The following is a 26,888-nucleotide window of genomic DNA, read 5'->3' as shown; positions in this document are numbered from 1 at the left end:
AATCTCTCATTGCGACTGGCTGCGCCGCGAGGCGGGCAGCAGTTTGGCGACAGGTTCGGCGCTGGCGCCATGTTGGCCAAAACTGGCGTTGTAGGTGGCGATCACTTCGGCGGCGATGGAAATGGCGATTTCCACCGGTAGCTTGCCTTTGACCTGTTCCAGGCCCATCGGGCAACGCATGCGCTGGAGCAAGGCCGGTGCAAAGCCGCGTTCACGCAGGCGATGCTCGAATTTGACGCGCTTGGTGCGCGAGCCGATCAACCCGAAGTAGCCAAAGTCCTCGCGCTTGAGGATGGCGGCGGTCAGCTCCAGATCCAGTTGATGGTTGTGGGTCATGACGATGCAGTAACTGCCTTTGGGCAACAGTGCGACTTCATCGACCGGCTCGTCGTTGACGATTTTCAGGACGCCTGCGGGCAGGTGTTCGGGGAATTCCTGTTCGCGTGAATCGACCCAGCGCACCCGGCAGGGCAGGCTGGCCAGTAACGGCACCAGCGCCCGCCCGACATGACCGGCACCGAACACCGCGATCTGTGCCTGCGGCTGGCCCATGGGCTCGAACAACAGCACGTTCACTCCACCGCAGCATTGGCCGAGGCTGGCACCAAGATTGAAGCGTTCCAGGCGTGTCTGCTGGCTGCCACTGGCCAGCATTTCGCGGGCGATCTGCATGGCCTTGTATTCCAGATGTCCGCCGCCAATGGTGTCGTGGATCCGCTGCGCCGTGACCACCATCTTCGAGCCCGCATTGCGTGGCGTCGAGCCCAGTTCTTCGATGATGGTGACCAGAACGCCGGGTTCACCTTGGGCCTGTAGCTCGGCCAGAGCGCTGATCCAGTTGTTCATAGGTGTTCCCGGTTGATGGTCGTTTCTTCCTGTGGGAGCAACTTCATTCGCGAAGAGGGCGGTACATCCGTTCATGATGTGGTGCCTGGAGCACTGTCTTCGCGGATGAATCCGCTCCTACCGGGTGTTGCGTTATTTGCCTGTGGGAGCGAATTCATTTGCGAAGAGGGCGGTACATCCGTCCATTATGTGGTGCCTGGAATACTGTCTCATTTGTTCACAACCCCATAACACCCGCTCCGGCGTTGCGGGCGCATCGATCTTTGGTTGTTGCCGATAATCCCCGAGGCTCGCCACGGCATCCTTGATTGCGCACCATGCGGCAATCCCCAGCATGAAGGGCGGTTCGCCCACGGCCTTGGAGTGGAATACCGTGTCTTCCGGGTTCTTGCGGTTTTCCACCAGCGTCACCCGCAAGTCCAGTGGCAGGTCTGCCACCGCCGGAACCTTGTAGGAAGCTGGTCCGCTGGTCGTCAGTTTGCCCTTGTCGTTCCACACCAGTTCTTCAGTGGTCAGCCAGCCCGCACCCTGAATATAGCCGCCTTCCACCTGACCAATGTCGATGGCCGGGTTCAGCGAGGCGCCGACATCATGCAGGATGTCGGTGCGCAGCATCTTGTATTCACCGGTCAACGTATCGACGATCACCTCGGCACAGGCTGCGCCAAAGGCAAAATAGTAAAAGGGCCGGCCACGGGCCTGGCTGCGATCGTAGAAAATCTTCGGCGTCTTGTAATAACCGGTGCTGGACAGCGACACCTGACCCATCCACGCCTGTTGCGCCAGTTCGGCAAACGACAGCATCCGCTCGCCGATGCGCACATGGCCATTGCGGAACTGCACCTCGGATTCAGCGACCTGATAGTGCCGTGCCGCGAATTCCACCAGCCGTTGCCTGAGAATTTCCGCTGCATTCTGTGCAGCCTTGCCATTCAGGTCGGTGCCGCTGGACGCCGCAGTCGGCGAGGTGTTGGGCACCTTGTCGGTGTTGGTCGCAGTGATCTGAATCCGCTCGATATCGACCTGAAACACCTCGGCCACCACCTGCGCGACCTTGACGTTCAAACCCTGGCCCATTTCGGTGCCGCCGTGGTTCAGGTGAATGCTGCCGTCGGTGTAGATATGAATCAACGCACCAGCCTGATTGAGAAAGCTGGCGGTGAAGGAAATCCCGAACTTGACCGGGGTCAGCGCCAGGCCTTTCTTGAGGATCGGGCTCTGCGCATTGAAGGCACGAATCGCCTCGCGCCGTTCGGCATACTGGCTGCTCTGCTCCAGCTCGGCGGTCATTTCCTGCAGCAGGTTATGTTCGACGGTCTGGTAATAGTGCGTGACGTTGCGTTCGGTCTTGCCGTAATAGTTGGCCTTGCGCACCGCCAACGGGTCCTGACCCAGATAGCGGGCGATGCAGTCCATCACTTCTTCGATGGCCACCATGCCTTGCGGGCCGCCAAAGCCGCGATAGGCTGTGTTGGAAGCGGTGTTGGTCTTGCAGCGATGGCCGTTGATGGTGGCATCGCCCAGGTAATACGCGTTGTCGGCATGGAACATGGCGCGGTCGACAATCGATGCCGACAGGTCCGGTGAATAGCCGCAGTTGCCGGCCAGTTCCAGCTGAATGCCGTGCAGGCGCCCGTCATCGTCAAAGCCCACGTCGTATTCGATATAGAACGGGTGGCGTTTGCCTGTCATCAGCATGTCTTCGACCCGTGGCAAACGCATCTTGGTCGGTTGCCCGGTCAGGTGCGCGATCACCGCGCACAGACACGCCGGGCTGGCAGCCTGGGTTTCCTTGCCGCCAAAGCCGCCACCCATGCGCCGCATGTCGACCACGATCCGGTTCATGGACACACCCAGCACCTCGGCCACCAGCTTCTGGATTTCAGTGGGGTTCTGGGTCGAGCAGTAAACAATCATCCCGCCATCTTCAGTGGGCATCACCGAGGAGATCTGGGTTTCCAGATAGAAATGTTCCTGGCCGCCGATATGCAGGTTGCCCTGCAAGCGATGCGGGGCGTTTTGCAGCGCGCTGGCCGAGTCGCCGCGCTGATGGGTGTGGCTGTCGACCACGAAATGCTTCTGGCGCAAGGCCTGGACCACATCCAGCACCGGCTCCAGATCCTCGTATTCAATGACGGCCGCCATGGCCGCCTGGCGTGCGGTGTCCAGGTCGCGTGCAGCGACTGCCAGGACCGGCTGGCCGACGAACTCCACCTTGTCGATGGCCAGCAGCGGATCGCCCGGCAGCAACGGGCCGATGTCCTTCAGGCCGGGAATGTCTTCGTGGGTGATGACGATCCGCACCCCGTCAAAAGCCAGGCAAGGCGCAGTGTCGATGCTGACGATGCGCGCATGGGCGCGATCCGACAGGCGCGCATACACATGCAACTGGTTGGGAAACTCCAGGCGGTCATCGATATACAGCGCCTCGCCGCTGACATGCTTGTCGGCGCTGTCATGCTTGACGCTACGGCCTACGCCAGTGGTCAGATCCTGCTGAAACAGTTCGACCATTTCGGCCTGAGTCTTGTGCGAAGTGTGATCAGACATAGTCAGTCACCCGAGTCGGGACGTTAGGAGTCTGCAACTCGATAAAGTATTTGCGCAGCAGGTTCTGTGCACTGAGCAGGCGATATTCCTTGCTGGCGCGAAAGTCCGACAGCGGCGTGAAGTCTTCGGCCAGTGCGGCGCAAGCCTGTTCCACTGAAGCTGAAGTCCACGGCTGGCCGATCAAGGCCCTCTCACAGGCTGCGGCCCGCTTGGGAATCGCCGCCATGCCGCCGAAAGCGATGCGCGCCGCGACAATCCGGCCGCCGTCGATCAGCAGATTAAAGGCGGCGCACACTGCGGAAATATCGTCATCCAGCCGTTTCGAGACCTTGTAGGCGCGGAACACGTGGCCCGCCCTGGCCTTGGGCACAACGATTTTCTCGATGAACTCGCTGGGCTGGCGCGCCGTTACCCGGTAATCGATGAAGTAATCTTCCAGCGCCAGATTGCGCCGGGTATCGCCCTTGCGCAGCACCAGTTGCGCGCCCAGGGCAATCAGCAGCGGCGGCGAGTCGCCGATGGGCGAGGCATTGCCGATATTGCCGCCCAGCGTGCCTTGATTGCGAATCTGCAGCGAGGCGAAGCGTTGCAGAAGCTCGCCGAAATCCGGGTATTCGGCCTTCAGCGCCGCGTGGCAATCGGTCAGCGAAGCGGCGGCGCCAATCTCCAGCCGGTCGTCGAAAGACTCGATACGCTTCAGCTCGGCGATGTGCCCGACATGGATCATCACCTGTAATTGCTTGTGCTGTTGAGTGACTTCCAGCGCCAGATCGGTGCCGCCTGCCAGCAGTCGGGCCTGTGGATGCATTTCGTAGAGATTGGCCAGGTCAGCGATGCTCAGCGGCAGCAGGCTGCGTTTTTCGCCGTCAGACAGTTCAGCGGTTTGCGTGGGGGTAATCGCGCTCAGGCGGGCAATGGTCTGCGCCTGGCGTTGATCGAACTGGTCAGGCTGGCGCTGGCTGCACGCCTGTTCGGCGGCGGCCAGAATCGGTCGGTAGCCTGTGCAGCGACACAGATTGCCGGCCAGTGCTTCGTGGGCCTGATGGGCATCGGCCTGGCTGCTGTTCTTTTGCAGGGCAAACAGCGACATGACAAACCCGGGCGTGCAGAAGCCGCATTGCGAACCATGGCAATCGACCATGGCCTTTTGCACGCTGTGCAATTGCCCCTGATGTTTCAGGTCTTCGACGCTGATCAACTGCTTGCCGTGCAGCGAGGCCACGAAAGTCAGGCACGAATTGAGGCTGCGATAACGAATCTGCTGCTGGCCCTGGCTGTCGGTTTCCAGTTCGCCGACCACCACCGTGCAAGCGCCGCAGTCACCGCTGGCGCAGCCTTCCTTGGTGCCGGTCTTGTGCGCATGGCCGCGCAGATAGTTGAGCACCGTAAGGTTCGGGTCCAGCGCGTGCTCGGTCTTGAGCTCTTGGTTTAAAAGAAACTGGATCACGGTGCAGAGCCCTCGATTTTTTTGTAATCGAACATGTCGATGAATCTATCAGCTTTGACTATTGGGTCAATTTTTTTCTGACTATCGAGTCAGGAAATGCATGCTTTGCGCGTCGTTCAGGCATGTCTTTGAGCATTTAGTGTGAGTCTTATCAAGGTTTTACATGATCATTAGCTTGATTCGTGCCAGTTTCATGATCGTGGCCCTGCGCCATACTCTTGGGTGCTATACACTCCCTCTCTTGTTTAAGTAATGGCTTCAGAAAGGAAAGACATGACGTTCAAGGCATCGGACAGCCTCGCCGAGCAAATCGCTCAGCACCTAGCCGAGCGGATCATCCGTGGCGAGCTGAAACCTGGAGAGCGAATCCAGGAGCAAAAGGTCACGTTGGCACTGGGAGTCAGCCGTGGAACGGTACGCGAAGCGCTGCTGGTTCTGGAGCGTCGGCATCTGGTGATCATTCTGCCCCGTCGTGGTGCACAGGTAACGGTGCTCAATGCGCATAACGTGGTCGGCCTTTGCTCGCTGATGGGCGAGCTGTATATTCTGCTCGCTACGGCGGTTGCCGAGCGCTGGCAGCGCGAGTCTGACCTGGCGCCTTTCATGCAGATTCAGCAGCGCCTCCAGGCCAGTTGCGAGCGTGAGGACGTTACGGTGTTCGTTGAAGAAAGCTTCAATGTCATGCGCGCGGCCTACCCGTTTGCCGACAACCCGTATCTGCAGGAAACCATCGAGAATCTGCAACCGTCCATGAGCCGCAGCTATTACCTGGCCCTGGAACAGCGCAAGGCCGAGCTGAACGATTATCTGGCCCTGTTCTCGCAGATGCTCGAAGCTGTCGTTGCACGCGATATTGCACAGATTCGCGTGGTTCTCACCCATTATTGCCAACGCAGCTGCAGGCTGGTGCTGGCCGCTCTGGCTACAGGCTGACCTCATGCGTCTGAAGTGCATCAAGCTGGCGGGGTTCAAATCCTTCGTCGACCCCACCACGGTGAACTTCCCCAGTAACATGGCGGCCGTTGTCGGCCCCAATGGTTGCGGCAAGTCCAACATCATCGACGCCGTGCGTTGGGTGATGGGCGAAAGCTCGGCCAAGAACCTGCGCGGCGAGTCGATGACCGATGTCATCTTCAACGGTTCGACCAGCCGCAAACCGGTGAGCCAGGCGAGCATCGAGCTGGTGTTCGACAACTCCGACGGCACGCTGGTAGGCGAATACGCCAGCTACGCGGAGATTTCCATTCGCCGCAAGGTGACCCGCGACAGCCAGAACAGTTATTACCTGAACGGCACCAAATGCCGGCGCCGCGACATCACCGACATCTTCCTCGGCACCGGGCTTGGGCCGCGCAGCTACTCGATCATCGAACAGGGCATGATCTCCAAACTGATCGAAGCCAAGCCCGAAGACCTGCGCAACTTCATCGAAGAGGCGGCGGGCATTTCCAAGTACAAGGAGCGTCGCCGGGAAACCGAGAACCGCATCCGCCGCACCCATGAAAACCTGGCGCGTCTGACCGACCTGCGCGAAGAGCTGGAACGCCAGCTCGAACGCCTGCACCGGCAGGCTCAGGCCGCCGAGAAATATCAGGAATACAAGGCCGAGGAACGTCAGCTCAAGGCCCAGCTGTCGGCCCTGCGCTGGCAGGCGCTGAACGAGCAGGTCGGCCAGCGCGAGGCGGTGATCGGCAATCAGGAAACCGGTTTCGAGGCACTGGTAGCCGATCAGCGCAGTGCCGATGCGAGTATCGAGCGGCTGCGCGACGGCCATCACGACCTGTCCGAACGCTTCAACCTGGTGCAGGGTCGTTTCTATTCGGTGGGCGGCGACATTGCGCGGGTCGAGCAGAGCATCCAGCATGGCCAGCAACGCCTGCGTCAGTTGCAGGACGACCTGCGCGAAGCCGAGCGCGCCCGCCAGGAAACCGAATCGCACCTTGGCCACGACACCACCTTGCTGGCGACTCTGGGCGAAGAGCTGGAAATGCTCGAACCGGAACAGGAAATGACCAGCGCCGCCGCCGAGGAATCGGCGATTGCCCTGGAAGACGCCGAAGCCGCCATGCACGGCTGGCAGGAAAAGTGGGACGCCTTCAACCAGCAATCGGCCGAGCCGCAGCGTCAGGCTCAGGTGCAGCAGTCGCGCATTCAGCAACTGGAACAAAGCATCGAACGCCTGGCCGAGCGTCAGCGGCGTTTGGGCGAAGAGCGCCAGTTGCTGGCCGCCGACCCGGAAGACGCAGCGATTCTTGAGCTGAGCGAAGACCTCGCCACCCGGGAAATGACCATCGACGATCTGCACCTCAACGAAGGGCAGGTGGTCGAGCATCTGGAACAACTGCGCGAGCAATTGCAGCAGGCCAATCAGGCCCAACAGCAGGCCCAGGGCGAACTGCAACGTCTCAATGGCCGACTGGCCTCGCTGGAAGCCCTGCAACAGGCGGCCCTCGACCCGGACACCGGCACCGCCGAATGGCTGCGTGACCAGCAACTGGCCGAGCGCCCGCGTCTGGCCGAAGGGCTGAGTGTCGAGGCCGGTTGGGAGCTGGCGGTGGAAACCGTGCTCGGTGCCGATCTGCAAGCGGTGCTGGTGGATGATTTTGCCGGGCTCGATCTGGCCGGTTTCCAGCAAGGCGACCTGCGCCTGCTCAGCCCCGGTGTCGATACCGAGCGCTTGCCCGGCAGCCTGCTGGACAAGGTCGACAGCCCGGTCGACCTGTCGGCCTGGCTGGGTCAGGTGATTCCGGTGCAAACCCTCGACGAAGCCCTGGCAAGACGCGGGCAGTTGAGTGCCGGACAAAGTTTTATCAGCCGCGACGGCTATTGGGTCGGGCGGCACTTCCTGCGCGTACGGCGTGCCAGTGAAGCGCAAAGCGGCGTGCTGGCCCGTGGACAGGAATTGCAACGCCTGGGCCTGGAGCGCGATGAGCTGGAAGCAGCGCTGGCGGCCCGCGAAGAGCAATTGCTGAGCCTGCGCGAACAACAGTCGCAACAGGAAGACGCCCGCGAACAACTGCGCCGGCGCCTGCAGGACGAAACCCGTCAGCAGGGCGAATTGAAGGCGCAACTGTCGGCGGCCAAAGCCAAGGTCGAACAGTTGACCCTGCGCCGTACCCGACTGGATGAAGAACTCACCGAAGTCGGCGAGCAGCGCGCCATCGAACATGAACACCTCGGCGAGTCGCGCCTGCAATTGCAGGATGCGCTGGACGCCATGGCCCAGGACACTGAACAGCGCGAGCTGTTGCAGGCGCAGCGCGACAGCTTGCGTGAGCGTCTGGACCGGGTGCGCCAGGAAGCCCGCCAGCACAAGGATCGCAGCCATCAACTGGCAGTGCGGCTGGGCTCGATCAAGGCTCAGCACGATTCCACGCGCCAGGCGCTGGAGCGCCTGAAGATGCAGTCCGAGCGCTTGTCCGAAAAAAGCGAGCAACTGGGCCTGAACCTGGAAGAAGGGCAGGCACCACTGGAAGAGTTGCGCCTCAAGCTCGAAGAATTGCTGGAAAAACGCATGGTCGTCGATGACGAAATGCGTGTTGCCAAGATCGCCCTGGAAGACGCCGACCGTGACCTGCGCGATGCCGAGAAGCGCCGCACCCAGGCCGAGCAGCAATCGCAACTGCTGCGCGGGCAACTGGAGCAGCAGCGTCTGGAGTGGCAATCCCTCACGGTGCGGCGTAAAGCCTTACAGGACCAGTTGCTGGAAGACGGTTATGACCTGCACGGCGTGCTGGCAACCTTGAGCCCTGAAGCCAGTGAGGCGGGCGCCGAACACCAGCTCGAAAGCATTGCCGGGCGGATTCAGCGCCTGGGCGCGATCAACCTGGCGGCCATCGACGAATACCAGCAGCAGTCCGAGCGCAAACGCTACCTCGATGCGCAGAACGCCGATCTGGTGGAAGCGCTGGAAACCCTGGAAAACGTGATTCGCAAGATCGACAAGGAAACCCGCAATCGCTTCAAGGAGACCTTCGATCAGATAAACAGCGGAATTCAGGCGCTATTTCCGAAAGTTTTCGGTGGTGGCTCGGCTTATTTGGAACTGACGGGCGAAGATTTACTCGATACAGGGGTGACAATCATGGCGCGTCCTCCCGGCAAGAAGAACAGCACGATTCATTTGCTGTCCGGTGGGGAAAAGGCCCTGACTGCACTGGCACTGGTTTTTGCCATTTTCAAACTCAATCCGGCGCCGTTCTGCATGCTCGACGAAGTCGATGCGCCACTGGATGACGCCAACGTAGGACGTTATGCGCGCTTGGTGAAAGAAATGTCACAAACCGTGCAATTCATCTATATCACCCACAACAAGATCGCCATGGAAATGGCCGACCAGTTGATGGGCGTTACCATGCACGAACCAGGCTGTTCGCGCCTTGTAGCGGTGGACGTTGAGGAAGCGATGGCCCTTGTGGATGCGTGATTTCTGCGGTTTTTTCGCCAGTAAATGGCGTTTTAATGGCCCAAATATGTGAAGCGATAGCGATAGATACCACCCCTGGCGCCAAACAGGTGCAACAGACGGTGTAAAGTTACCTTTGGTCGTGCTAGTTTAGTGACCACTTTTTTATTTCGGCGTGGGCAAAATGCCAGTTAGAACATAGACTTGGCACCACGTATTAAAGGGGTTTAGGCCCTTATTTTGAAAATTCTTCATTAGAGGCACTGGATTACATGGAAATCGGTCTGCGCGAGTGGCTGATCGTCATCGGCATTATTGTCATTGCCGGTATTCTCTTCGACGGCTGGCGCCGTATGCGCGGCGGCAAGGGAAAACTGAAATTCAGGCTCGACCGAAGCTTCTCCAACCTGCCGGACGACGAAGAAAACTCGTCCGCCGAGTTGCTCGGTCCATCCCGTGTGCTGGACAACCAGAAAGAACCTCAACTGGACGAGCAGGACCTGCCGTCGATGAGTGCGACGCCGCGTGAAGCGCGTGAAAGCAAGCGCGAAAAGAAACGCAAGGACGAGCCGCAGCAGGGCGACCTGAACCTGGATCTGGACGGCCCGAGCCTGTTCACCGACCGCAACGACGACTTCCCGGACGACAAGCCGGCCCAGCGCATCACCGAAGACAAGGACTTGCCGCCGGTCGAGGAAGTGCTGGTCATCAGCGTGATCTGCCGTGACGAAAGCGGCTTCAAGGGCCCGGCTCTGTTGCAGAACATTCTGGAAAGCGGTCTGCGCTTCGGTGAAATGGACATTTTCCACCGCCACGAAAGCATGGCCGGCAATGGTGAAGTGCTGTTCTCGATGGCCAACGCCGTCAAGCCGGGCATCTTCGATCTGGACGACATCGACCATTTCAGCACCCGTGCCGTCAGCTTCTTCCTTGGCCTGCCGGGCCCGCGTCATCCGAAGCAGGCCTTCGACGTCATGGTTGCCGCAGCCCGCAAGCTGGCCCATGAACTGAACGGCGAGCTGAAAGACGACCAGCGCAGCGTCATGACCGCGCAAACGATTGAGCATTATCGCCAGCGCATTGTCGAATTCGAGCGCCGTGCGCTGACCCAGCGCCGCTGATCGCAGGGGCGAATTCATTCGCGAAAGGTCCGCCTCGCGAATGAATTCGCCCCTACAGGAATATGTGTTTGATATAAGCAGCCGAGGCTGCTTTTTTGCTTTTCGAGAGAACATTGTATGAAGGCCGTCGAAATCCGAATCCAGGAACTGCGCACAGAACTGGACCAGCATAACTACCGCTACCACGTGCTGGACGAGCCCAGTATTCCGGATGCCGAGTACGACCGCCTGTTTCACGAACTCAAGGCCCTTGAGGCGGATAACCCGCATCTGGTCACCCCGGACTCGCCGACGCAACGGGTCGGCAGCGCCGCGCTCTCGGCCTTCACTCAAGTGCGCCACGAAGTGCCGATGCTGAGCCTGGGCAACGCCTTTGAAGAAAACGACATGCGCGAGTTCGACCGGCGCGTGGCTGCCGGCCTCGACCTGCCGGCGGGCGACCTGTTTGGCGGCGGCGGCAAGGTGCAATACAGCTGCGAACCCAAGCTCGACGGCCTGGCGGTCAGCCTGTTGTACCGCGACGGCGCGCTGGTGCGTGGCGCGACCCGTGGCGATGGCACCACCGGCGAAGACATCAGCATTAACGTGCGCACCGTGCGCAATATCCCGCTCAAGCTGCAAGGCAGCGGCTGGCCTGACGTACTTGAAGTGCGGGGCGAAGTGTTCATGTCCAAGGCCGGTTTCGAGCGCCTGAATGCCAGCCAGCAGGAAATCGGCGGCAAGACCTTCGCCAACCCGCGCAACGCGGCGGCGGGCAGCCTGCGGCAACTGGACTCGAAAATCACCGCCAACCGCCCGCTGGAGTTCTGCTGCTACGGCGTGGGCCAGATATCTGCCGAAATTTCCGATACCCATGTAGGCCTGCTCAACAAGCTCAAGGACTGGGGCATGCCCGTCAGCCGCGAGCTGAAACTGGCTGACGGCATCGAAGGCTGTCTGGAGTACTACCGCGACATCGGCGAGCGCCGCCTGGCATTGAGCTATGAAATCGACGGCGTGGTGTTCAAGGTCAATGACCTGGTTTCCCAGCGCGAACTGGGCTTTCGCGCCCGTGAGCCGCGCTGGGCTATCGCCCACAAATTCCCGGCCATGGAAGAGCTGACCGAACTGCTGGACGTCGAATTCCAGGTCGGCCGCACCGGCGCTGTCCAAGCCGGTCAAGGTCGCTGGTGTGACCGTGGCCAACGCCACCCTGCACAACATGGATGAAGTGGCACGGCTGGGCGTAATGATCGGCGACACCGTGATCATCCGCCGCGCTGGCGACGTGATCCCGCAAGTGGTGCAGGTCGTCGTTGAGCGTCGCCCGCAAGACGCCCGTCCGGTGGACGTTCCGCAAACCTGCCCGGTGTGTGGCTCCCATGTGGAACGCACGCAACTGATCAAGCGCAGCAAGGGCAAGGAAACCGTCAGCGAAGGCGCGGTGTACCGCTGCGTTGGCCGGTTGGCCTGTGGCGCGCAACTCAAACAGGCGATCATCCATTACGTCTCGCGACGGGCCATGGACATCGAAGGCCTGGGCGACAAGACCATCGAGCAACTGGTCGACGAAAAACTCATCGGCTCGCCTGCTGATCTGTACAAGCTGCAATACGAACAGATCATCGATCTGGAAGGCTTTGCCGAAATCTCCAGCAACAAGCTGCTCAAGGCCATTGCCGACAGCCGCAAGCCGACCCTGGCGCGCTTCATCTACGCGCTGGGCATTCCTGACGTGGGCGAGGAAACCGCCAAGGTGCTGGCCCGCTCGCTGGCGTCCCTGGCGCGCGTGCGTCAGGCCTTGCCGGAAGTGCTCACCTATTTGCCGGACATCGGCCTGGAAGTCGCTCACGAGATTCACAGCTTCTTCGAGGACAGCCACAACCGTGAAGTCATCGATGCCTTGCTGGGCGAGTGCGGCCTGCAATTACAGGACGAAGGCGAACTGGGCGCCGAGTTCGCGGCCAGCACCACGCTGGGCAGCCTGATCGACAAACTGAATATTGCCTTTGTCGCGAAGGGCGGGGCGCAGAAACTGGCCGACAAGTTCGGCACCCTGGAAAACGTCATCAGCGCCGACTGGCTGGACATGCGTCAGGCGCTGCCCGAGAAGCAGGCCAAGAACGTGCGCGAGTTCTTCGATGACAAGGCCAACGCCGAGCGGGCGCGGGCCATCGAAGCGCAGCTCAAGGACTTCGGCATGCACTGGCGCAGCGAGAAGAAAACCGTCGAAGGCCTGCCGCTGGCCGGCCAGACCTGGGTGCTGACCGGCTCGCTGGAACGCATGAGCCGCGACATCGCCAAGGAAAAACTCGAAAGCCTCGGCGCCAAGGTGTCCGGCTCGGTATCGGCCAAGACCCACACCGTCGTCGCCGGACCGGGCGCGGGCTCCAAGCTCACCAAAGCCAATGAACTGGGCCTGGAAGTGCTGGATGAAGACGCCTTTGTGGCATTCCTGACCAAGCATGGCATTGAAGTGGAATAAAGATTCCTGTGGGAGGGGGCTTGCCCGCGACAGCCATTTCATTGAATGTCCCAGGCCCCCAAAATCTCACGGAACCCCTGCAACGCCCCATGATCTAGTCTGTTCACGGACCTCGGGGAAACCACCATGTACCGCTTTTTTGAACAATTGAGTTCACGGATCGCTGCACCTTTCGTCAGCGAAACAAAGCGCAACAGCAAGGTCTGGCAATGCCGCTGCGGCCAGTCGGTGTTCTTTCCCAACTCCCAGTGCCTGGCCTGCTCGGCGGCGCTGGGCTATCTGCCTGAACAGGAGCGCATCGCCGCCCTCGAACCGGCTGGCGAGCCCGATACCTGGCGCCTCAGCGACGAACCCGGCGCAGGCCTCTATCGGCGCTGCGCCAACCTGCATACGCCTGCTGCCTGCAACTGGCTGTTCCCCGCCCATGACGCTGGCGAGTTCTGCATCGCCTGCAGCCTGAACCGCACCATTCCCGACCTGTCCGTCCCGGAAAACCCCGAGCGCTGGCGCAAGGTCGAAACCGCCAAGCGGCGCTTGGTAGCCCAACTCATCTCGCTGGGTCTGCAAGTCATCCCCAAGAGCGCCGATGAAGAAGCCGGGCTGGCCTTCGATTTTGTCGGGGTCGACCTCGAAGGCAAGCTGCCGACCACCGGCCACGCCAATGGCCTGATCACCCTGAATATCGAAGAAGCCGACGATGCCCATCGCGAAGCGGTGCGCGTGCAGATGCACGAACCGTATCGCACGCTGCTGGGGCATTTTCGCCATGAAGTCGGCCACTATTACTGGGACCGGCTGATCGCCAACACCTACTGGCTCAACGGCTTTCGCAACCTGTTCGGCGACGAACGCGCCAGTTACGCCGATGCGCTGGAGGAGCATTACCAGAACGGCGCGCCGGATGGCTGGCAGCAGCAGTTCGTCAGCGCCTACGCGACCATGCACCCGTGGGAAGACTGGGCGGAAACCTGGGCGCATTACCTGCACATGATGGATGCGGTGGATACCGCGCTGGGCCTGGGCATGAGCGCCCGGGAAATGGAAATGGACTACCAGCCATTCCCGCTGGAAACCCTGTACGAGCCGCAACACCCGGACGGCCCGGCGTTCCTGTCGTTCGTCAACGCCTGGATAGAACTGGCCAGCATGCTCAACGAACTCTCACGCAGCATGGGCCAGCCAGACTTCTACCCCTTCGTCCTGCCAGCCGCCGCCATCGCCAAGCTGCACTTCATCCACCTCGTCATCCAGGGCACCGGTGGCAAGGCAGACGAAGTACTCCAGGCCGCCAACCCGTAGAAACCGTCTTGCCCCTTCCCACAAGGATTGCACTCATCCCGTGGGAGGGAGCTTGCTCGCGACAGCGTCATTACAGGCAGCAAAATACACAGCTTTAAGGCTAATGCCTGACCGCAGCCCCATCCGCCACAAAGCGAAACACCTGTTTCTCCACGGCATCCAGCGCATCGCAGCCATCGCTCAACAGCATCAGCGCGGCATTGGCCATATAACGCACATCGCTGTCATCGGCACCGTCCAGGCATTCCAGCAGGCGTCGAGCCATGCGGATGCGTCGGTCGGCACTGGCAAACAGAAAATCCAGCGGTGCCTGACTGTCGATGTGCAGCACCGGGGTATCGGTGTTGTTGCTTTTGAGCGGGATAAAGCGCGTCATGCTGCACCTCCGCAAAGCGCGGGGGCAGGGGGATTGGGTGTGATTTTGAACATGGTTTAACTCCTGATTTAAATGGAGCTACCAAAAACTCACTTCCACATGAGTGGGTGGCAGCTGTGCGCGGGTGTGGAAGACCGGTAGGAGCAACCCGGCGCACCCGAAGGTGCCCCAGCACACAGCCGCCATAACAAAGCCATCGGACACCTTGCGGCCTCCGATTACTGATACGTGCGTCTGCGCACTCCTGACACAGCGGGGCTTCCACACCCCATCGCTGATATGCAGCGACCGCGCGACTATAAGCCCCGAACCCACTCCCTGCAACCCGTCGGGGCCTTGTCAGGCAAGTGCTTGAGCAATCTCGAATTTTTATCCTGGATTACGGGTTGTAACTTCGCGCCAGACCGGTACAATGGCGCGGCTCGCCGACTGGCGAGCGTCGTTATGGCGACCCCATCGGTCCCCCCGCAACGATTACCCGTTAACCTGGTCAGGCCCGGAAGGGAGCAGCCACAGCGGGAACATTGTGTGCCGGGGTGTGGCTGGTGGGGTTGCCACCTTTCTTTAAGTCCTTAGCTCAAGGGCTTTTTTCTCCAAAAGACATACTAGACCTGCGTTTACTGCGTCTGATTAGTGTGTTTCTTCAAGTAGGGTGAATTTTGCCTGACTCAGCTAGTGGTATTGTGCTGATAGCGAGCTTCGTAGATCTGCCGCCTGTTGATGGTTTGATAATGACAAAGGTTCAGTGCTCAGTTCACTCTATCTATCCGTGTCGATAATGAGCTATCTTTAGATTGGATTAGTCGTGTTGTGGATCGCGTAGCTGATATTTTTGTCACGTGGTTGTCTAATAAGTTCTGCTCTGCATCGTATGAAGGTTAAATGCGTCTTGTTTTGAAAAACTCGACTACGTCAGCCGGTATGCTTGTGGTTGCTTCGAGTATATGTATTAGGCTTGAGGTTTTGTTTAGATAGTACTCTACCAATGGGGCAATTGCTCCGCCTTGAGTTTTAGGGTGTCTTTGAGCAAATCTGTGCATGCTTATTAGAAGTTCGCACAAATTACTGGTAGTTGTTTCGATTTCACTTCCCTGTTCTTTAGCTCGCCTCAGGAGCCTAGAGTATTCTTCCGTTCTGTTGGATTTCTCTGGGTTGCGCTCCGCTTCAAATATCATCTGTTGGAGGGGGAACTCTTTCGAACCAAGGCTAATGAGTGATATTATTCTTCCATCAATATCTTTGATTACTTGAAGAATTTCCTCTGCTAGTTTTTCTGCTGAAATTTCTCTTAGCTGATTCATTTGCAAGTGGAGTGACCACAGAACTGTCATGAATGCGAATAATGAAAAAATAGGATTAAGAATGCCTGCGAAGTAATCTCCAAATGATCCCCATACAGCTTGATCTGTTGAGCGATTAAACCCAAAGGTCGCCCAATAAAATCCTAGTAGCGCTATGACTAGTGTGCCTGCCATGCCCAGTGAAACTACGAATATTCGCCTATTCATTTTTCCTCCATGGTAAAAATTTTCGATTTCATCTACCTATTGAAGGCATTTTGCCATAATTTAGAAGGGTAACAACACATCTTTTTAACTGCTTCAGCGAATTTGGTTCCTCCATAGCAACTAAAGCTTGTTTGGTGTGTAGTTGCGATGCTTGTTTTTTTTTAAAACCTGTGTTTATGTGGCACGTAATGGCAGTTTGCATTCTCTATGCTCAAGCCGCTATTTTATCCTCTTGGTCACGATGAGCTAAGGTAAAAGATGCCTGATTTTTCGCTAGCGATTTCACTCTTGAAAAAACCGATTGATGAGCTGTTTTTGGCATCAGACGGTGACGTAAAGGCGAAGCTGTCCACTATTAGGACCGCTGCAAAGGCAAAGATGTTGCATAAAAAGCTGTATGAAACTCAGCGAGTGAAAACGATATGGCATACTGATAGGCCGCTTAGCTTATCCTCCTTTTTCTACCCTGTCCAAATTGTTCGAAACGATCCTGTTCCACCGTCGGCCATTAGGCTAAAGAATCTCGATCCATTTAAGGATAACCATAATATAATTTTTGGCACTGTAGGGCAGGGGAAATCAATTCTGATGCGCTACTTGCTGGGGGGAGAAATAAAAACCGGTACTCGAATTCCTATCTTTGTTGAGCTCCGGCATGTAGATGGTAAAACTCTTCGGACGTTTCTTGCTGAAAAATTTTCTAACTTAATGGGTATTGCTGTTGATGCCGAGTTATTCTGTTTGTTTGCTACTGCGGGAAAGCTTTCGCTATTGCTCGATGGATTCGACGAGGTCGAACCAGGAAATGTCAGCCAGTTGATGCAAGAAATTGAAGAAATGTCATTTGATTTTCCAGATTGTAAAATGGTTTTGACATCTCGCCCCGATTCTAACTGTAAGCATCTTACCAATTTTCATTCTTATCGAATTCAGCCGCTTGAACTTAATGATTTGGGGGGGTTTTACAAGAAAATCACCAAAGATAAAGCATTTTCTGGTCGGATTTATTCTGCAATCAAGTCTTCTCCTACAAAAATTAGAGAGTTAATTACTACTCCTTTGCTAGCAACTTTGTTAGCTATCTCCTATAGAAGTGCTCAAAAAATTCCACTTGGATTTGCAGAATTTTACAATGATCTTTTTCAGATCCTCTTGATTCGCCATGATGCTTCAAAATTGGGATGGAGGCGGCATAGAAAATCAAAAGTTGACGATCGGCAGATTCAGCAAATATTTGAGGCTTTTTGTTTCTCTACCAGGAAGAGGCAGCTTAACTCTATAGACTATGAGGCAGCCTATGATATGGCTGTTAATAGTATTAAGGAAGTAGGGATTGACGCTGAGCCTCAATCTTTTTTAGATGATATTAAGAAGATTACTTGTCTTCTGATTGAAGAGGGAAACAAACTTTCTTTTGTGCATGCTAGTGTGCAAGAATTTTTTGCGGCTAGATATATTAAGACTCGAACTGATATGGTTGCGAGACGATTCTATAGCCAGGTTTTAGAGAAAAAGTGGCAGCAGTGGAACGAGGAGTTGGTTTTTCTGAAGCAGATAGACTCTCATCGTGCAATGAAGTATTTTTTTATGCCAGATATTGAAAAGGCAAGGAAGTACTTGTCGGGTGGTGAGGATACTTTAAAAAAGAGTGCGGTAAAAAAATATTTAAGTGGCTTGACTGTTGTAAGAAGAAAGGCGAATCAAACTTCCTATAAGTTCTGGGTTGAAAAGGTCAGAGGTGAAGACGAGACTTTCTATAGCCTGCATCAATTTGATACTCAAGTGTTTGCAAAGATGTTTAGTTCATCACCGAGTCTTCCTCATTGGAATGCTGGATTCATGAAAAACCCTTCATGTGATCAAAGAAGCTATCTTGAGATATCGGAAGATAGGGGGGTAGAGTTCGCGAGTGACGTTATTATCTATGTGGAAAGACTGTACGTCGAGTTAGTAACGGAGCTAGTTCGTATGCAGGATCTTCTCGAAAAGCATGAAGAAGCTAGTGATTTTATGGATATTACCTGACATTGGTTGCTTGATTCTTTTGTTGTTTTGTCATGATCTTAAGTGGGGTGAATAGTGGTGAATGCGCTTTATGCCAATGTGTAGTTATGTTTTTTCTAGCATGAAGAGTCTGTAACTGCTTCGCAAATTCTGGTATGAAGCGCATGGTACGCCAGCCAAGCTGGTAGTTGATAAGGATGAAAGTTTCTACGAAAGAAATTGTGGTGAAACACCTCGACTCCGAGTCATGTGCTATTTATCGTGAGGCTTATGGTGACGTGTTGGCAGGGGAAACCAATTAGCCGCGCAATCATGTGTCCGGGGGAGCAGGCGCTGTTGTGAGAAGCGGAAGATGCAAGTGTGTATGACGTGCTGTGGTCTACTACCGCAGCGAGCAGCAGGCGAATGAGGTCATGGGTGCTATCCAGGTACGCTTGGAGGAAAGCCTGCTCAGCATTCATCCAGATAAATCGAAGATCGTCGACTGCAAGGATAGTAACCGCAAAGCACTCTACCCGACGACGCAGTTCACGTTTCTAGGATTTACCTTTCGACTAAGAGAGCCTCCAGAAAGAAATCGGAGTACGGCATCCTGCATCACGCGGCGGCTTTGAGTATAGGGTTTATGGAGCACTTACATTTGTTCTGCTGCTTATCCTGGCATTTTCTTAATCTTCCACAAACACTTTGACGCTTTCAGCCACCTGCGATCTCACCCTATGTGTGAAGCCCTGGGCGTCGCTGACGCCTTGTTCAATGCTGCCGTCGGCGCGCTGGATGGCGTAACGGTGGTTGGGCATGGGTTCGCCGGTGGTTTCGTTGATGAGTTTGAACTTGTGGCTGAAGGGGGCCGAGAAAAAAGGTGTCGTCGATGATGACGATAGGCGCAGGCAGAGGGATTCCAATTGCCGGGAATATTAAAGCAGGAGGCCAGCGATCTGCAATAAACGGGTGCGCGGTTTGTAAGAAGCTTTCAGTGGTTGAGTTATTTTCTCTCACTTTTTCCAGTATTAACGCTGATGGGATAAAAAACGTATTGGTATAGTAAATTTTGTATCCCCATGAAGGAGAGATACGAACGTTGCAAGGGATCGATGCTTGCTCCTCAATCAATGTTCTTATTTCGTCGTACTCACTTAGGCTGCTTTCGCTTCCGTCTGGATTGGAGTAGGAGAAAGATACTTCTGAAATGAAGTCGCGGTTTAGTCTGCTTTGATCTTTGGCTTTTACTGAGCCTCTGGCTTTTATTTTAATAACATGATCTGTTGAAAAATTCATGTCGCGATCCAGAGAGCACGTCAGTACCGGATTTTGTTGGTTGCTGTTTTCGTAATTGTTGAAGGCGCGCATCAGGTCAATGCTTGAGGTAAAGCTAACTGTATAACGGCTATGGGGGCCTCGCTCAAAAGACGACAGCCTAAGCTCTGCGCGTGGGATGTTTGGCGTTTTTGCGCAGGCTGTACATAGGAAAACTGCTAATAAAATAAAGTTACGATATTGTCTCATTGGTAAAATGCCTTGGTGGCCCTAACTCGACTTTTTTCGGGTTTTAAGTGCCGTATTCGTGGTGGCGCCAAAATAAGTAATTTAATCGCATGTGTATGAATCAGGGAACATCTGATTGCAGTTGTACTCGTTGAGTACCTATATTTTCCTCATCTTTTCCAGCATCAGCTTCGATGGAATGAAAAAGGTATTGCTATAGTAGACATTATATCCCCATGAGGCGATGCGCACCTGACAGGGGATTGAAGCTTGGGCTGCAATCAGCGGAATGATATCCTTGTCCTTGTTTTTGTTGTTCTGACTTCCATCAGGGTTAAAGTAGTAAATAACAACCTCGGACAAGAAGCTGTAGTTTGGTTTGGTTTGGTTTTTTGCCTCGACTAATCCTTCAAGCCTTATGTTGATAGCGTGGTCCGTTGAGAAGTTTGTGTCGCGATCTAGTGAGCAAGTCAGTACTGGCGTTAGTTGGTTTTTGTTTTCGTAGTCCTTGAATGCATGCTCTAGGTCGACACTTGAATGAAAATTGATAACAAAGAGGCTGTTTGGCCCTCTTTCAAAAGATGACAGTGTAAGTTCGGCTGGTGGGATATTAGCCGTTTTTGAACAGGCAGCACACAAGAGTGCTGCTAGACAAATGAAAGCACGGTATATATTCATTAGCCCAGGATCTCATTGATGGAGTCAAAAATCAGGTCGCACGCGGACTTTTCACATAGCACCGGCTCTTTGAACATCCGGCCTGCTGCATAGTGTTGAATATCGGCGGTCTTATTTATCGTCGGCCCTGAGTTTATGATCCAGCGCTCTCCAAAATCTGCGACGCTATCAGATGAGTCCGGTTCGCTTGAATTGGCAAGGATATTGATCCAGATTTCGGCAACGGGAGAGGGTTCAGAGAGATAAATATCTGAGCCCAGCCATACTAGAAACCCTTGACCTACGGGATCCAGTGTCACCAGAAATTTAATGGTATAGCCAGCTTCCGACAGAATTTTTGATAGATGTGCTCCATTCCAGCCGCCCAAGCTATGCCCGACGATGTAAACGGGACATGATTTGCTGGGTATCTTGTCAATGAAGTGAGTCTGGATATCGCCAGAACCTTTAGCGGTATTGTAGCTTTTTGATATCCCTTCATATTTTGGTTTAAGGGTTTCTGAACTGTCGATTTTTTTCTGAAGGAGGATTCTTGCATCATCAACATTACGATTCGCCCTCTGAAAATAATACGACTCCTGATCCGCCGCCCCCCCAATAAAAAACACCACCGCCTTCTTCTCAGCCACCGGCACCGTTGTAACCACGGCATCATTAATAGGCGTCAACGTATGCGTCTTCGCCACACACGCTGTCTTGCCGTTTGAAAGCACAATCTTTTCTGCTTGTTGTTCTGCTGCCATTCTCAATCTTCCAGAAACAGTTTGATGCTTTCCGCCAGGTGCGAGCTCACCACATGGGTGAAACCCTGGGCGTCGCTGATGCCTTCTTCGATGCTGCCGTCGGCGCGCTGTATGGCGTAGCCGTGGTTGGCCATGGGTTCGCCGGTGCTTTCGTTGATGAGTTTGAGCTTGTCGCTGAAGTGCACGGGCATCGGCAGCAGGCCGCTGAAAGGGGCCGGGACGAAGGTGTCGCCGATGATCACGGTGCCGGAGCCGCCGGTAATAAAGTTGCCGTGGGCGCCGGTGCTGCCCAGTGTTGCGGCGTTCCGACCGTTGATGAATACGGTTGCGCTGACGCCTCCGGTGATCGGGCTGCCGCAGGCGGATGTGTCGCCCATTCGGGCGGCAGGCAGGCCGTCGAAGTTCACATTGGGGGAGCCGCTGACAATGGAGTTGGTGCCGTGCCCCGGGAGTGGGCAACTGGTGGGGTCTGTGACGCGGGCAGCAGGTTTGCCACTCATTTGAAGGTCCGTTTCAAAAATTCTGAGGGTAAAGGTGATTGGCGAGCCGTGTGTAGCCGCAGGCGCTGCCAAGGGTTGCGATATTAAAGGCGCGTCGGGCGATGGGCAATAACTGGGCGGCTGTCTGGGTGGCGAATTCCTGCCTGGTATTTCAACAATTCCTACGAGATTCAGGGCTTTCCTCGGCTGTTTTGCCTTGCCCCATTCACCGTGGAAACATTTTGTAAAATCTCCTCAAGCTCTTTGTACGTCGGTCGATACAATGCAGATACAGTACAAACTAATTTCCTTGTAAGGATTTGTCATGATCGCCATCGGTTCGCAGCCACTCAATAATAACCAGCTGTCCATGCTTGATGTGGCGGCGAAAAAAGCAGTCGATGACGCGGTAGAAGCGGCAACAACCCCGTCGCAAACTGTTGCGCCTGCCAAGCCTGCTGAAGGTGTACAGGTGTCGCTCTCGGGTCTGGGCCTTAAGAAGGCTGCCGAGGAAAAAGCCAATCCTAACCAGGATATCGAGTCCAGCGGTTTGCCGGAAAACGCGCAGCGTATTCTGAAGATGATTCGTGAGCTGAAGGAAAAGATCGCCGAGAAGCAGCAAGAGTTGCAGGCGCTGATGGCTGACCAGAGTATGGACCCGCAGACCAAGCAATCCCGTGTTGGCGTATTGCAGTCGACCATTGCGACGCTCACTGCCAGCCTGATGAGCGCCAGCAACTCGCTGGACAAGATTTCCAAGAACGGAACCCTGACTTCCGAGCAAGGACAGCAAGCTGCTCAGTTGGCAATGAAGTAAGGGTTGTAAAACGCCGGGTGTCATTGCTTCAGGCGATGACAACCGGCGTGTGTTGGCCGCTGTTCTGGCTCACAGCGCGCTGTTTCGTCCCGCCAGCCATTCTCTTACATCGAACGATGGGCATGCCTTGATGAATTCATTGGGTGTGATCCTGCCATCGCCATTGCGATCCGGTGACAGGTCGCGATGCCCCAGAATCTGCGCAGCCGGATAACGGCTCTTGAGTTGCCCCAGCAGTGTTTCAAGGGTCGCAAACTGCGCGGCAGTGAAGTTGTTTTCCGGTTTGTTGTTGGCGTCTACGCCGCCCGCCAGGCAAACGCCGATGGAGTTGCCGTTATGGCCCCGCACATGGGCGCCGATGGTGGTTTCCGGGCGTCCGCTTTCCAGCTCGCCATTACGGCGGATGACGTAGTGATAACCCACGGTATCGAAGCCGCGCTGGATGTGCCATTGGGTGATTTCACGCACGCCGATATCGGCATTGGCGCGGGTGGCGGAGCAGTGGACGACGATCAGGTCGGTGCTGTCTCGGTCCTTGAGGGTAGGAGGGGATGTCTGGCTCATGTAGTGCATTCCTTGCAAGGTGGTTTGAACCTTGTAAGGAATACAAGAGCGGCCTGAGCCTCAAGTCAGCCGCTGTGCATAGCGGCTGACAGGCTTTTCAGTTGTTCAGGTGGGAAAGTGCAGGGCATTGGTCAGGTCGCCCATGGGAGTCTGGCCGCGGGCACGCATGGCGTCGTCACGCATCTTGAGGCCGTTTAGTGTTTCCAGGCCGTGCAGGCGGGTGATCAGGCGCAGGATCGAGGCGGTGTCGTAAACGGTATGGTCCACGCTGCCCTTGCGGGCGAAAGGCGAGACGACCAGCGCCGGAATGCGCGTGCCGGGGCCGAAACGGTCACCCTTGGGCGGCGCGACGTGGTCCCACCAGCCGCCGTTTTCATCGACGGTGATGACGATCACCATGTTTTCCCACTGCGGGCTGTTGCGCAGCACCTTGATGACCCGGTCGATATGCCGGTCGCCTGAAGCGACGTCGGCGTAACCGGCGTGCATGTTCAGGTTGCCTTGCGGTTTATAGAAGCTGACGGCGGGCAGCTTGCCGGCTTCGGCGTCGGCCAGAAATCTGTTGCTGCTCGACTCATCGCCCAGGCCACCATCGCGCAGGCGCTTCTTGCGCTCGACCGGGTTCTGCGGGCCTTGCTGCTTGAAGTAGTTGAATGGCTGATGGTGGTACTGGAAGTTGGGGATTTTCGGGATGCCGGTGGAGTCCTTGTACTCATCGAGGGTGACTTGCCAGGCACCCGCATACCACGCCCATTCGATGCCTTTTTTCGACAGCTTGTCGCCGATGTGCTCGTGACTCTGCGGCACCAGCACGTTGGCCAGATCGGGCTTGGAGTAGTCCGGGTTCTGCGGGTCGCGCAGCCAGGTCGGCCAGTACGGCGGGGCGAGAGTATTCACCGCATAGCCGTCCGGGGTGATGGCGCTGGGGCCGAACTGCGGCGGACCTTCCATGGCGCTGGCCGGGGATTTTTCCAGGGGCTTGAGGCGCGGGTCTTGCGGGTCGTCGCTTTGCAGGGTGGCGATCTGCGATTTGGCGGCCGAGTTGGCGGCGTCGGGGTAGATCGGCGCGGTCGCGGAAATCAGGTATTGGTGGTTAAGAAACGAACCGCCGAAAGCGCCCTGGAAGAAGTTGTCGCACAGCACGAATTCTTTGGCCACGTCCCACAGACGCAGCGAGTAACGGCTCTGCGGGTACATCCCCATGCTCAATCCGCCAGCATCGGCCCAGGCCACGAAGCGGTCGTTCTTGCCGTCGTTGATCTGCATCTGGTTCTGGTAGAACACGTGCCACAGGTCGCGGGTCACCAGGCTCAGCGGCAGGTCTTCGCCATTCGGGCCTTTGAGCGGGAAGGGCGCGTTGGGCAGGTTTTCCTGATATTGCACGCCAGCCGGGTAGCTGACGCCATCGACACTCTGCGGGCCGATCTGCAAGACGCCGCCCCAGGCCGGTGGCAGGGTCTTGAGCAGCGTGCCGTCGCGGTCGCGTTGCTGGTAGTCGGCAGGCTTGAGCGCCGAGAGCGGCTTTTCAACTCCCGGGAAGTCGGCGAACAGGTTATTGAAGCTGCGGTTCTCGGCGTAGATGACCACGACTGTCTTGATGTGTTTTTGCAGCGCCTTGTCCAGCGCTGCGCCGCTCAGGTGTTTTTCGGCAGCGACAGCGGGAGCCTTTTCGTTGGCATTGGCGTAGCCGCCAAGGGTGACGCCTGCGCCCAGGGCCGCCATCCCGCCCAGAAAGCGACGACGGCTGGGGTTGGCTTGTGAGTCATCGTCTGGTTTGTCGCTCATGCGGATTACCTGCTCGCTTTAAGTGTTACTAAAGATTTCCGAGGAGCGTATCCGCGCTGTATGACGATTCTGCTACAGCCGCCCAGCCCTGAATGAAAGCAGTCAAGATCAGGGCGCAGGCGGCGCGGTGTAGCGGTCGATGATCTGCTGAATCTCGCCCGAGACTTTCATGCGCACCAGGGTGCGGAGGATTTGCTGCACGGGAATGTCCGGGTCGTTGCGCACGATGCAGCCAGCGGCCTGTTCGCTGATCAGGGAAATGACCTTCAGGCGTTTGCTGGGGGGCAAGTCGCGGTTGACCCAGTCGAGAATCATCTGGCTGGCAATGGCGTAGTTGTAGCGGCCGGCGATGAGCTTGCGCACGGCATGTTCCTGGCTGCGCGCGTCTTCGCGTTCCAGTTTGTGATTGGCGAACAGGTGCTCCAGCGTCGGGTAGTTGTAGCCGAGCACGGTGCCGATGGTTTCATGGTCGAATTGCTCAGGGTATGGCCCGGCCGCGGTCTGGGCCGAGGCGATCAGCAGGTCACGCTGATACAGGATCGGCAGGCTCCACAGATAATCCCCCGACAGGTCCGGCACCCAGGCCTGGGCGGTATAGCAGCGAATATCCACTTCCCCGCGATCCATCGCCGGCTGGACCCGCAGGCGCGGAAGAACGTGAAACTCGGCAGTACGCCCCACCTGACTGGCCAGGCTTTGCATGATGTCGAACAGAATGCCGGTGGTCGGCTGGTTGTTTTCGATGCGGATCAACGGCATCGACCAGCTTTCGGCCACCGAGAATCGCAGCGGGGGCTCGGCGGCACCGCTCAATGGGCTGAACAGGAGTAGAACGCACAACAGGATCGGGTTTCGACGCATGGGGCCCTCAACCACGAGCCGCAGATGAACGGCTCTTAAAAGACCTGATTACAGAGTGCCCTTGCTTTCATTTGTTCAGCCCGATGTGTGATGTATCAGCGTATTAGATACATGACTATCTGGACGGGCTCTGTATGAAATGTAGCTGTGCTTTGGTGATCTGGCTGGAAGCAGGTCTGGCTGAAGTTGATAGCAATGCTTGTTTACATGAATAAAGTCGATTGCGTCTCCCTCTGTTTTTCGCTTGCCCTTTGCTGGATCTCATACAGAGCCTGGTTAGATGATGGGGGTTCAACCAAGTGCTTTGGCCCGGATCGTTCTCTTGAGCATTGGCAATGCAACCAGTACAAAAAGCCCGGCCGCCGCAGACATTGCCAACGGAAGACCATGGGCGCTGGTGGTCATTGCTGCGCCGCTGACCAGCGGCCCAAGGAGGCTGCCAACCCCCCACAAGAATCCGGCGCTGGCATTTGCGGTGACCAGATCCGCTCCTTTGAAGCCCTCGCCGATCAGAATGATCGCCAGGGTGTAGACCCCGCCCGCGACGGCTCCCAGGATCACCAGGCTTGGCCATAACAACAAGGGATAGTTCATCAGCCACGGCAGGCAGGCCCCGATGGTCAGAGAAAGCACCCCACATCCCACATAGATCGTAGGTCTGGAGACTTTGTCCGATAGCCAGCCCAGCGGAAACTGCAGAGCTGCATCGCCAAGCAATATCACGGTCACCATCAGCGCTGCCAGTTTGATGGTATAGCCGTGTTCGGCGGCATAAACCGGAAACATCGACAGGATCACGCTATCGAAAAACGAGAAGAAGATGATGCCCATGCACAGTGCCGGTGCCACTTGGATGAAGCCCAGCACCGAGAACGTTTTGCTTTCGGCGTGTTCGTGATGGATCACCTGTCTGGGCAAGGTAAAACCAATCATCGCCAATGCCAAAAGATGCCCTGCAATTACCACGCTTATTACATGTGGGCCTGCGGTGCCGAACAGGGCCACCATTCCTGGCCCCATCACCTGGAAGATCGTGAAGCATGTGGTGTAGATCGCCACGACTCTTCCTCTGTGGGAGTCTTCGGCGATTTCATTCACCCAGGACTCTCCCAGAATAATGATGATTCCTGCGGTCACTCCCATCACCAGCCTGGCGAAAGCCAGGCTGTAAACTGTCGAAGCGAAAACCTCGATGGCGGCTACGCTCAGGATCGATAACGTGAAACACGCCATATATATGTGTCTTCGGCTCAACCGCTGGCAGAGCCAATCCACCATAAAGGCCGACAGGATGATGCCGGCCGCAGGTAGTGCAGACATCACACCGATATGAACGCTTGAAGCCTCGGCCTGGTAAAGGCGTAACGCAACCACTGGCACGGTTGAGCCGATAGTCAACCCGACGATAGAAACGCCGAGTATCAGAGCCGCCAGCAATAATTTATTCATTCGTCAC

Annotated in this window: 19 protein-coding genes, 1 other RNA gene and 1 pseudogene; 8 read left to right on the top strand and 13 right to left on the bottom strand. The window is 56.4% G+C overall.

Features of this window, described 5'->3' with window-relative positions:
• Positions 1 to 6 precede the first annotated feature (6 nt).
• The 3 genes from xdhC to xdhA form a co-directional block, all read right to left on the bottom strand.
• Positions 7 to 846: a xanthine dehydrogenase accessory protein XdhC gene (gene xdhC / locus ALQ04_RS22795; RefSeq protein ID WP_122317984.1), complete on the bottom strand. Its 840-nt coding sequence runs from the start codon at positions 844 to 846 to the stop codon at positions 7 to 9.
• Between the two features lie 132 nt (positions 847 to 978).
• The gene (gene xdhB / locus ALQ04_RS22790) at positions 979 to 3,396 is read right to left on the bottom strand and encodes a xanthine dehydrogenase molybdopterin binding subunit (RefSeq protein WP_259645070.1); all 2,418 of its coding nucleotides are present in this window, start codon (positions 3,394 to 3,396) and stop codon (positions 979 to 981) included.
• Positions 3,389 to 4,843: a xanthine dehydrogenase small subunit gene (gene xdhA / locus ALQ04_RS22785; protein ID WP_122317983.1), complete on the bottom strand. Its 1,455-nt coding sequence runs from the start codon at positions 4,841 to 4,843 to the stop codon at positions 3,389 to 3,391. Before xdhA ends, xdhB begins: the two co-directional genes overlap by 8 nt.
• A 273-nt stretch (positions 4,844 to 5,116) precedes the next feature.
• Here xdhA and ALQ04_RS22780 point away from each other — a divergent pair, with 273 nt between their 5' ends.
• From ALQ04_RS22780 to ALQ04_RS22760, 5 genes and pseudogenes are all read left to right on the top strand, one after another.
• Positions 5,117 to 5,776 (top strand): GntR family transcriptional regulator, encoded by a 660-nt coding sequence (locus ALQ04_RS22780; protein ID WP_122317982.1) that lies wholly within the window; start codon positions 5,117 to 5,119, stop codon positions 5,774 to 5,776.
• Positions 5,777 to 5,780: 4 nt separating this feature from the next.
• Complete coding sequence (gene smc, locus ALQ04_RS22775; protein WP_122317981.1) at positions 5,781 to 9,269, top strand: chromosome segregation protein SMC; 3,489 nt, start codon at positions 5,781 to 5,783, stop codon at positions 9,267 to 9,269.
• A 251-nt stretch (positions 9,270 to 9,520) separates the two neighbouring features.
• Positions 9,521 to 10,369 (top strand): cell division protein ZipA, encoded by an 849-nt coding sequence (zipA, locus tag ALQ04_RS22770; RefSeq protein ID WP_122317980.1) that lies wholly within the window; start codon positions 9,521 to 9,523, stop codon positions 10,367 to 10,369.
• 117 nt (positions 10,370 to 10,486) lie between these two features.
• Positions 10,487 to 12,833: pseudogene (ligA, locus tag ALQ04_RS22765) on the top strand (NAD-dependent DNA ligase LigA).
• A gap of 126 nt (positions 12,834 to 12,959) precedes the next feature.
• Positions 12,960 to 14,132: a putative zinc-binding metallopeptidase gene (locus ALQ04_RS22760; protein ID WP_122317979.1), complete on the top strand. Its 1,173-nt coding sequence runs from the start codon at positions 12,960 to 12,962 to the stop codon at positions 14,130 to 14,132.
• Between the two features lie 100 nt (positions 14,133 to 14,232).
• Here ALQ04_RS22760 and ALQ04_RS22755 read toward each other — a convergent pair whose 3' ends face one another.
• Positions 14,233 to 14,508, bottom strand: coding sequence for a hypothetical protein (locus tag ALQ04_RS22755; protein WP_122317978.1), 276 nt, complete (start codon positions 14,506 to 14,508; stop codon positions 14,233 to 14,235).
• 454 nt (positions 14,509 to 14,962) lie between these two features.
• On the opposite strand from ALQ04_RS22755, the gene ffs reads away from it, so the two are divergent.
• Positions 14,963 to 15,059, top strand: an RNA gene (gene ffs / locus ALQ04_RS22750) — signal recognition particle sRNA small type.
• Between the two features lie 327 nt (positions 15,060 to 15,386).
• Here the strand turns inward: ffs and ALQ04_RS22745 are convergent.
• Complete coding sequence (locus ALQ04_RS22745; RefSeq protein WP_122317977.1) at positions 15,387 to 16,016, bottom strand: hypothetical protein; 630 nt, start codon at positions 16,014 to 16,016, stop codon at positions 15,387 to 15,389.
• 258 nt (positions 16,017 to 16,274) lie between these two features.
• Here ALQ04_RS22745 and ALQ04_RS22740 point away from each other — a divergent pair, with 258 nt between their 5' ends.
• Positions 16,275 to 18,041, top strand: a complete 1,767-nt coding sequence (locus ALQ04_RS22740; RefSeq protein WP_122317976.1) for an NACHT domain-containing NTPase — start codon at positions 16,275 to 16,277, stop codon at positions 18,039 to 18,041.
• A 732-nt stretch (positions 18,042 to 18,773) separates the two neighbouring features.
• On the opposite strand, the gene ALQ04_RS22725 is transcribed toward ALQ04_RS22740, so the two are convergent.
• The 4 genes from ALQ04_RS22725 to ALQ04_RS22710 all read right to left on the bottom strand — a co-directional run bounded on the left by ALQ04_RS22725 (position 18,774) and on the right by ALQ04_RS22710 (position 21,498).
• Positions 18,774 to 19,526: a hypothetical protein gene (locus ALQ04_RS22725; protein WP_183142256.1), complete on the bottom strand. Its 753-nt coding sequence runs from the start codon at positions 19,524 to 19,526 to the stop codon at positions 18,774 to 18,776.
• A 138-nt stretch (positions 19,527 to 19,664) separates the two neighbouring features.
• Positions 19,665 to 20,183, bottom strand: a complete 519-nt coding sequence (locus tag ALQ04_RS22720) for a hypothetical protein (protein ID WP_122317974.1) — start codon at positions 20,181 to 20,183, stop codon at positions 19,665 to 19,667.
• The gene (locus ALQ04_RS22715; RefSeq protein ID WP_122317973.1) at positions 20,183 to 20,926 is read right to left on the bottom strand and encodes an alpha/beta hydrolase; all 744 of its coding nucleotides are present in this window, start codon (positions 20,924 to 20,926) and stop codon (positions 20,183 to 20,185) included. Before ALQ04_RS22715 ends, ALQ04_RS22720 begins: the two co-directional genes overlap by 1 nt.
• Before the next feature lie 2 nt (positions 20,927 to 20,928).
• Positions 20,929 to 21,498 carry a PAAR domain-containing protein gene (locus tag ALQ04_RS22710; protein ID WP_122317972.1) on the bottom strand — a complete coding sequence of 190 codons (570 nt, stop codon included), beginning with the start codon at positions 21,496 to 21,498 and terminating at the stop codon, positions 20,929 to 20,931.
• Positions 21,499 to 21,730: 232 nt separating this feature from the next.
• Here ALQ04_RS22710 and ALQ04_RS22705 point away from each other — a divergent pair, with 232 nt between their 5' ends.
• On the top strand, positions 21,731 to 22,222 hold the full coding sequence (locus ALQ04_RS22705; RefSeq protein WP_259645069.1) for a hypothetical protein: 492 nt from the start codon (positions 21,731 to 21,733) through the stop codon (positions 22,220 to 22,222).
• Between the two features lie 69 nt (positions 22,223 to 22,291).
• Here the strand turns inward: ALQ04_RS22705 and ALQ04_RS22700 are convergent, their stop codons facing one another.
• From ALQ04_RS22700 to ALQ04_RS22685, 4 genes are all read right to left on the bottom strand, one after another.
• A complete protein-coding gene (locus tag ALQ04_RS22700; RefSeq protein WP_221033418.1) occupies positions 22,292 to 22,786 on the bottom strand; it encodes an N-acetylmuramoyl-L-alanine amidase in 495 nt (164 codons plus the stop codon).
• A gap of 105 nt (positions 22,787 to 22,891) precedes the next feature.
• Positions 22,892 to 24,571 carry an acid phosphatase gene (gene acpA, locus ALQ04_RS22695; protein WP_122317970.1) on the bottom strand — a complete coding sequence of 560 codons (1,680 nt, stop codon included), beginning with the start codon at positions 24,569 to 24,571 and terminating at the stop codon, positions 22,892 to 22,894.
• 108 nt (positions 24,572 to 24,679) lie between these two features.
• A complete protein-coding gene (locus ALQ04_RS22690) occupies positions 24,680 to 25,432 on the bottom strand; it encodes an ABC transporter substrate-binding protein (RefSeq protein WP_122317969.1) in 753 nt (250 codons plus the stop codon).
• 291 nt (positions 25,433 to 25,723) lie between these two features.
• Positions 25,724 to 26,881, bottom strand: a complete 1,158-nt coding sequence (locus ALQ04_RS22685; protein WP_122317968.1) for an MFS transporter — start codon at positions 26,879 to 26,881, stop codon at positions 25,724 to 25,726.
• Between the last annotated feature and the right edge of the window lie 7 nt (positions 26,882 to 26,888).

Source organism: Pseudomonas cichorii (genome assembly GCF_003700275.1).
Taxonomy (GTDB): domain Bacteria; phylum Pseudomonadota; class Gammaproteobacteria; order Pseudomonadales; family Pseudomonadaceae; genus Aquipseudomonas; species Aquipseudomonas cichorii_B.
This window is presented reverse-complemented; position numbering and strand designations above follow the sequence as displayed.

Excerpts from the sequence above, each read along its gene's own strand:
- xdhC (WP_122317984.1), bottom strand. The coding sequence starts at position 846 with ATGAACAACTGGATCAGCGCTCTGGCCGAGCTACAGGCCCAAGGTGAA.
- xdhB (WP_259645070.1), bottom strand. The coding sequence starts at position 3,396 with ATGTCTGATCACACTTCGCACAAGACTCAGGCCGAAATGGTCGAACTG.
- ALQ04_RS22780 (WP_122317982.1), top strand. The coding sequence starts at position 5,117 with ATGACGTTCAAGGCATCGGACAGCCTCGCCGAGCAAATCGCTCAGCAC.
- smc (WP_122317981.1), top strand. The coding sequence starts at position 5,781 with ATGCGTCTGAAGTGCATCAAGCTGGCGGGGTTCAAATCCTTCGTCGAC.
- zipA (WP_122317980.1), top strand. The coding sequence starts at position 9,521 with ATGGAAATCGGTCTGCGCGAGTGGCTGATCGTCATCGGCATTATTGTC.
- ALQ04_RS22760 (WP_122317979.1), top strand. The coding sequence starts at position 12,960 with ATGTACCGCTTTTTTGAACAATTGAGTTCACGGATCGCTGCACCTTTC.
- ALQ04_RS22755 (WP_122317978.1), bottom strand. The coding sequence starts at position 14,508 with ATGACGCGCTTTATCCCGCTCAAAAGCAACAACACCGATACCCCGGTG.
- ALQ04_RS22745 (WP_122317977.1), bottom strand. The coding sequence starts at position 16,016 with ATGAATAGGCGAATATTCGTAGTTTCACTGGGCATGGCAGGCACACTA.
- ALQ04_RS22740 (WP_122317976.1), top strand. The coding sequence starts at position 16,275 with ATGCCTGATTTTTCGCTAGCGATTTCACTCTTGAAAAAACCGATTGAT.
- ALQ04_RS22725 (WP_183142256.1), bottom strand. The coding sequence starts at position 19,526 with ATGAGACAATATCGTAACTTTATTTTATTAGCAGTTTTCCTATGTACA.
- ALQ04_RS22720 (WP_122317974.1), bottom strand. The coding sequence starts at position 20,183 with ATGAATATATACCGTGCTTTCATTTGTCTAGCAGCACTCTTGTGTGCT.
- ALQ04_RS22715 (WP_122317973.1), bottom strand. The coding sequence starts at position 20,926 with ATGGCAGCAGAACAACAAGCAGAAAAGATTGTGCTTTCAAACGGCAAG.
- ALQ04_RS22705 (WP_259645069.1), top strand. The coding sequence starts at position 21,731 with ATGATCGCCATCGGTTCGCAGCCACTCAATAATAACCAGCTGTCCATG.
- ALQ04_RS22700 (WP_221033418.1), bottom strand. The coding sequence starts at position 22,786 with ATGAGCCAGACATCCCCTCCTACCCTCAAGGACCGAGACAGCACCGAC.
- acpA (WP_122317970.1), bottom strand. The coding sequence starts at position 24,571 with ATGAGCGACAAACCAGACGATGACTCACAAGCCAACCCCAGCCGTCGT.
- ALQ04_RS22690 (WP_122317969.1), bottom strand. The coding sequence starts at position 25,432 with ATGCGTCGAAACCCGATCCTGTTGTGCGTTCTACTCCTGTTCAGCCCA.
- ALQ04_RS22685 (WP_122317968.1), bottom strand. The coding sequence starts at position 26,881 with ATGAATAAATTATTGCTGGCGGCTCTGATACTCGGCGTTTCTATCGTC.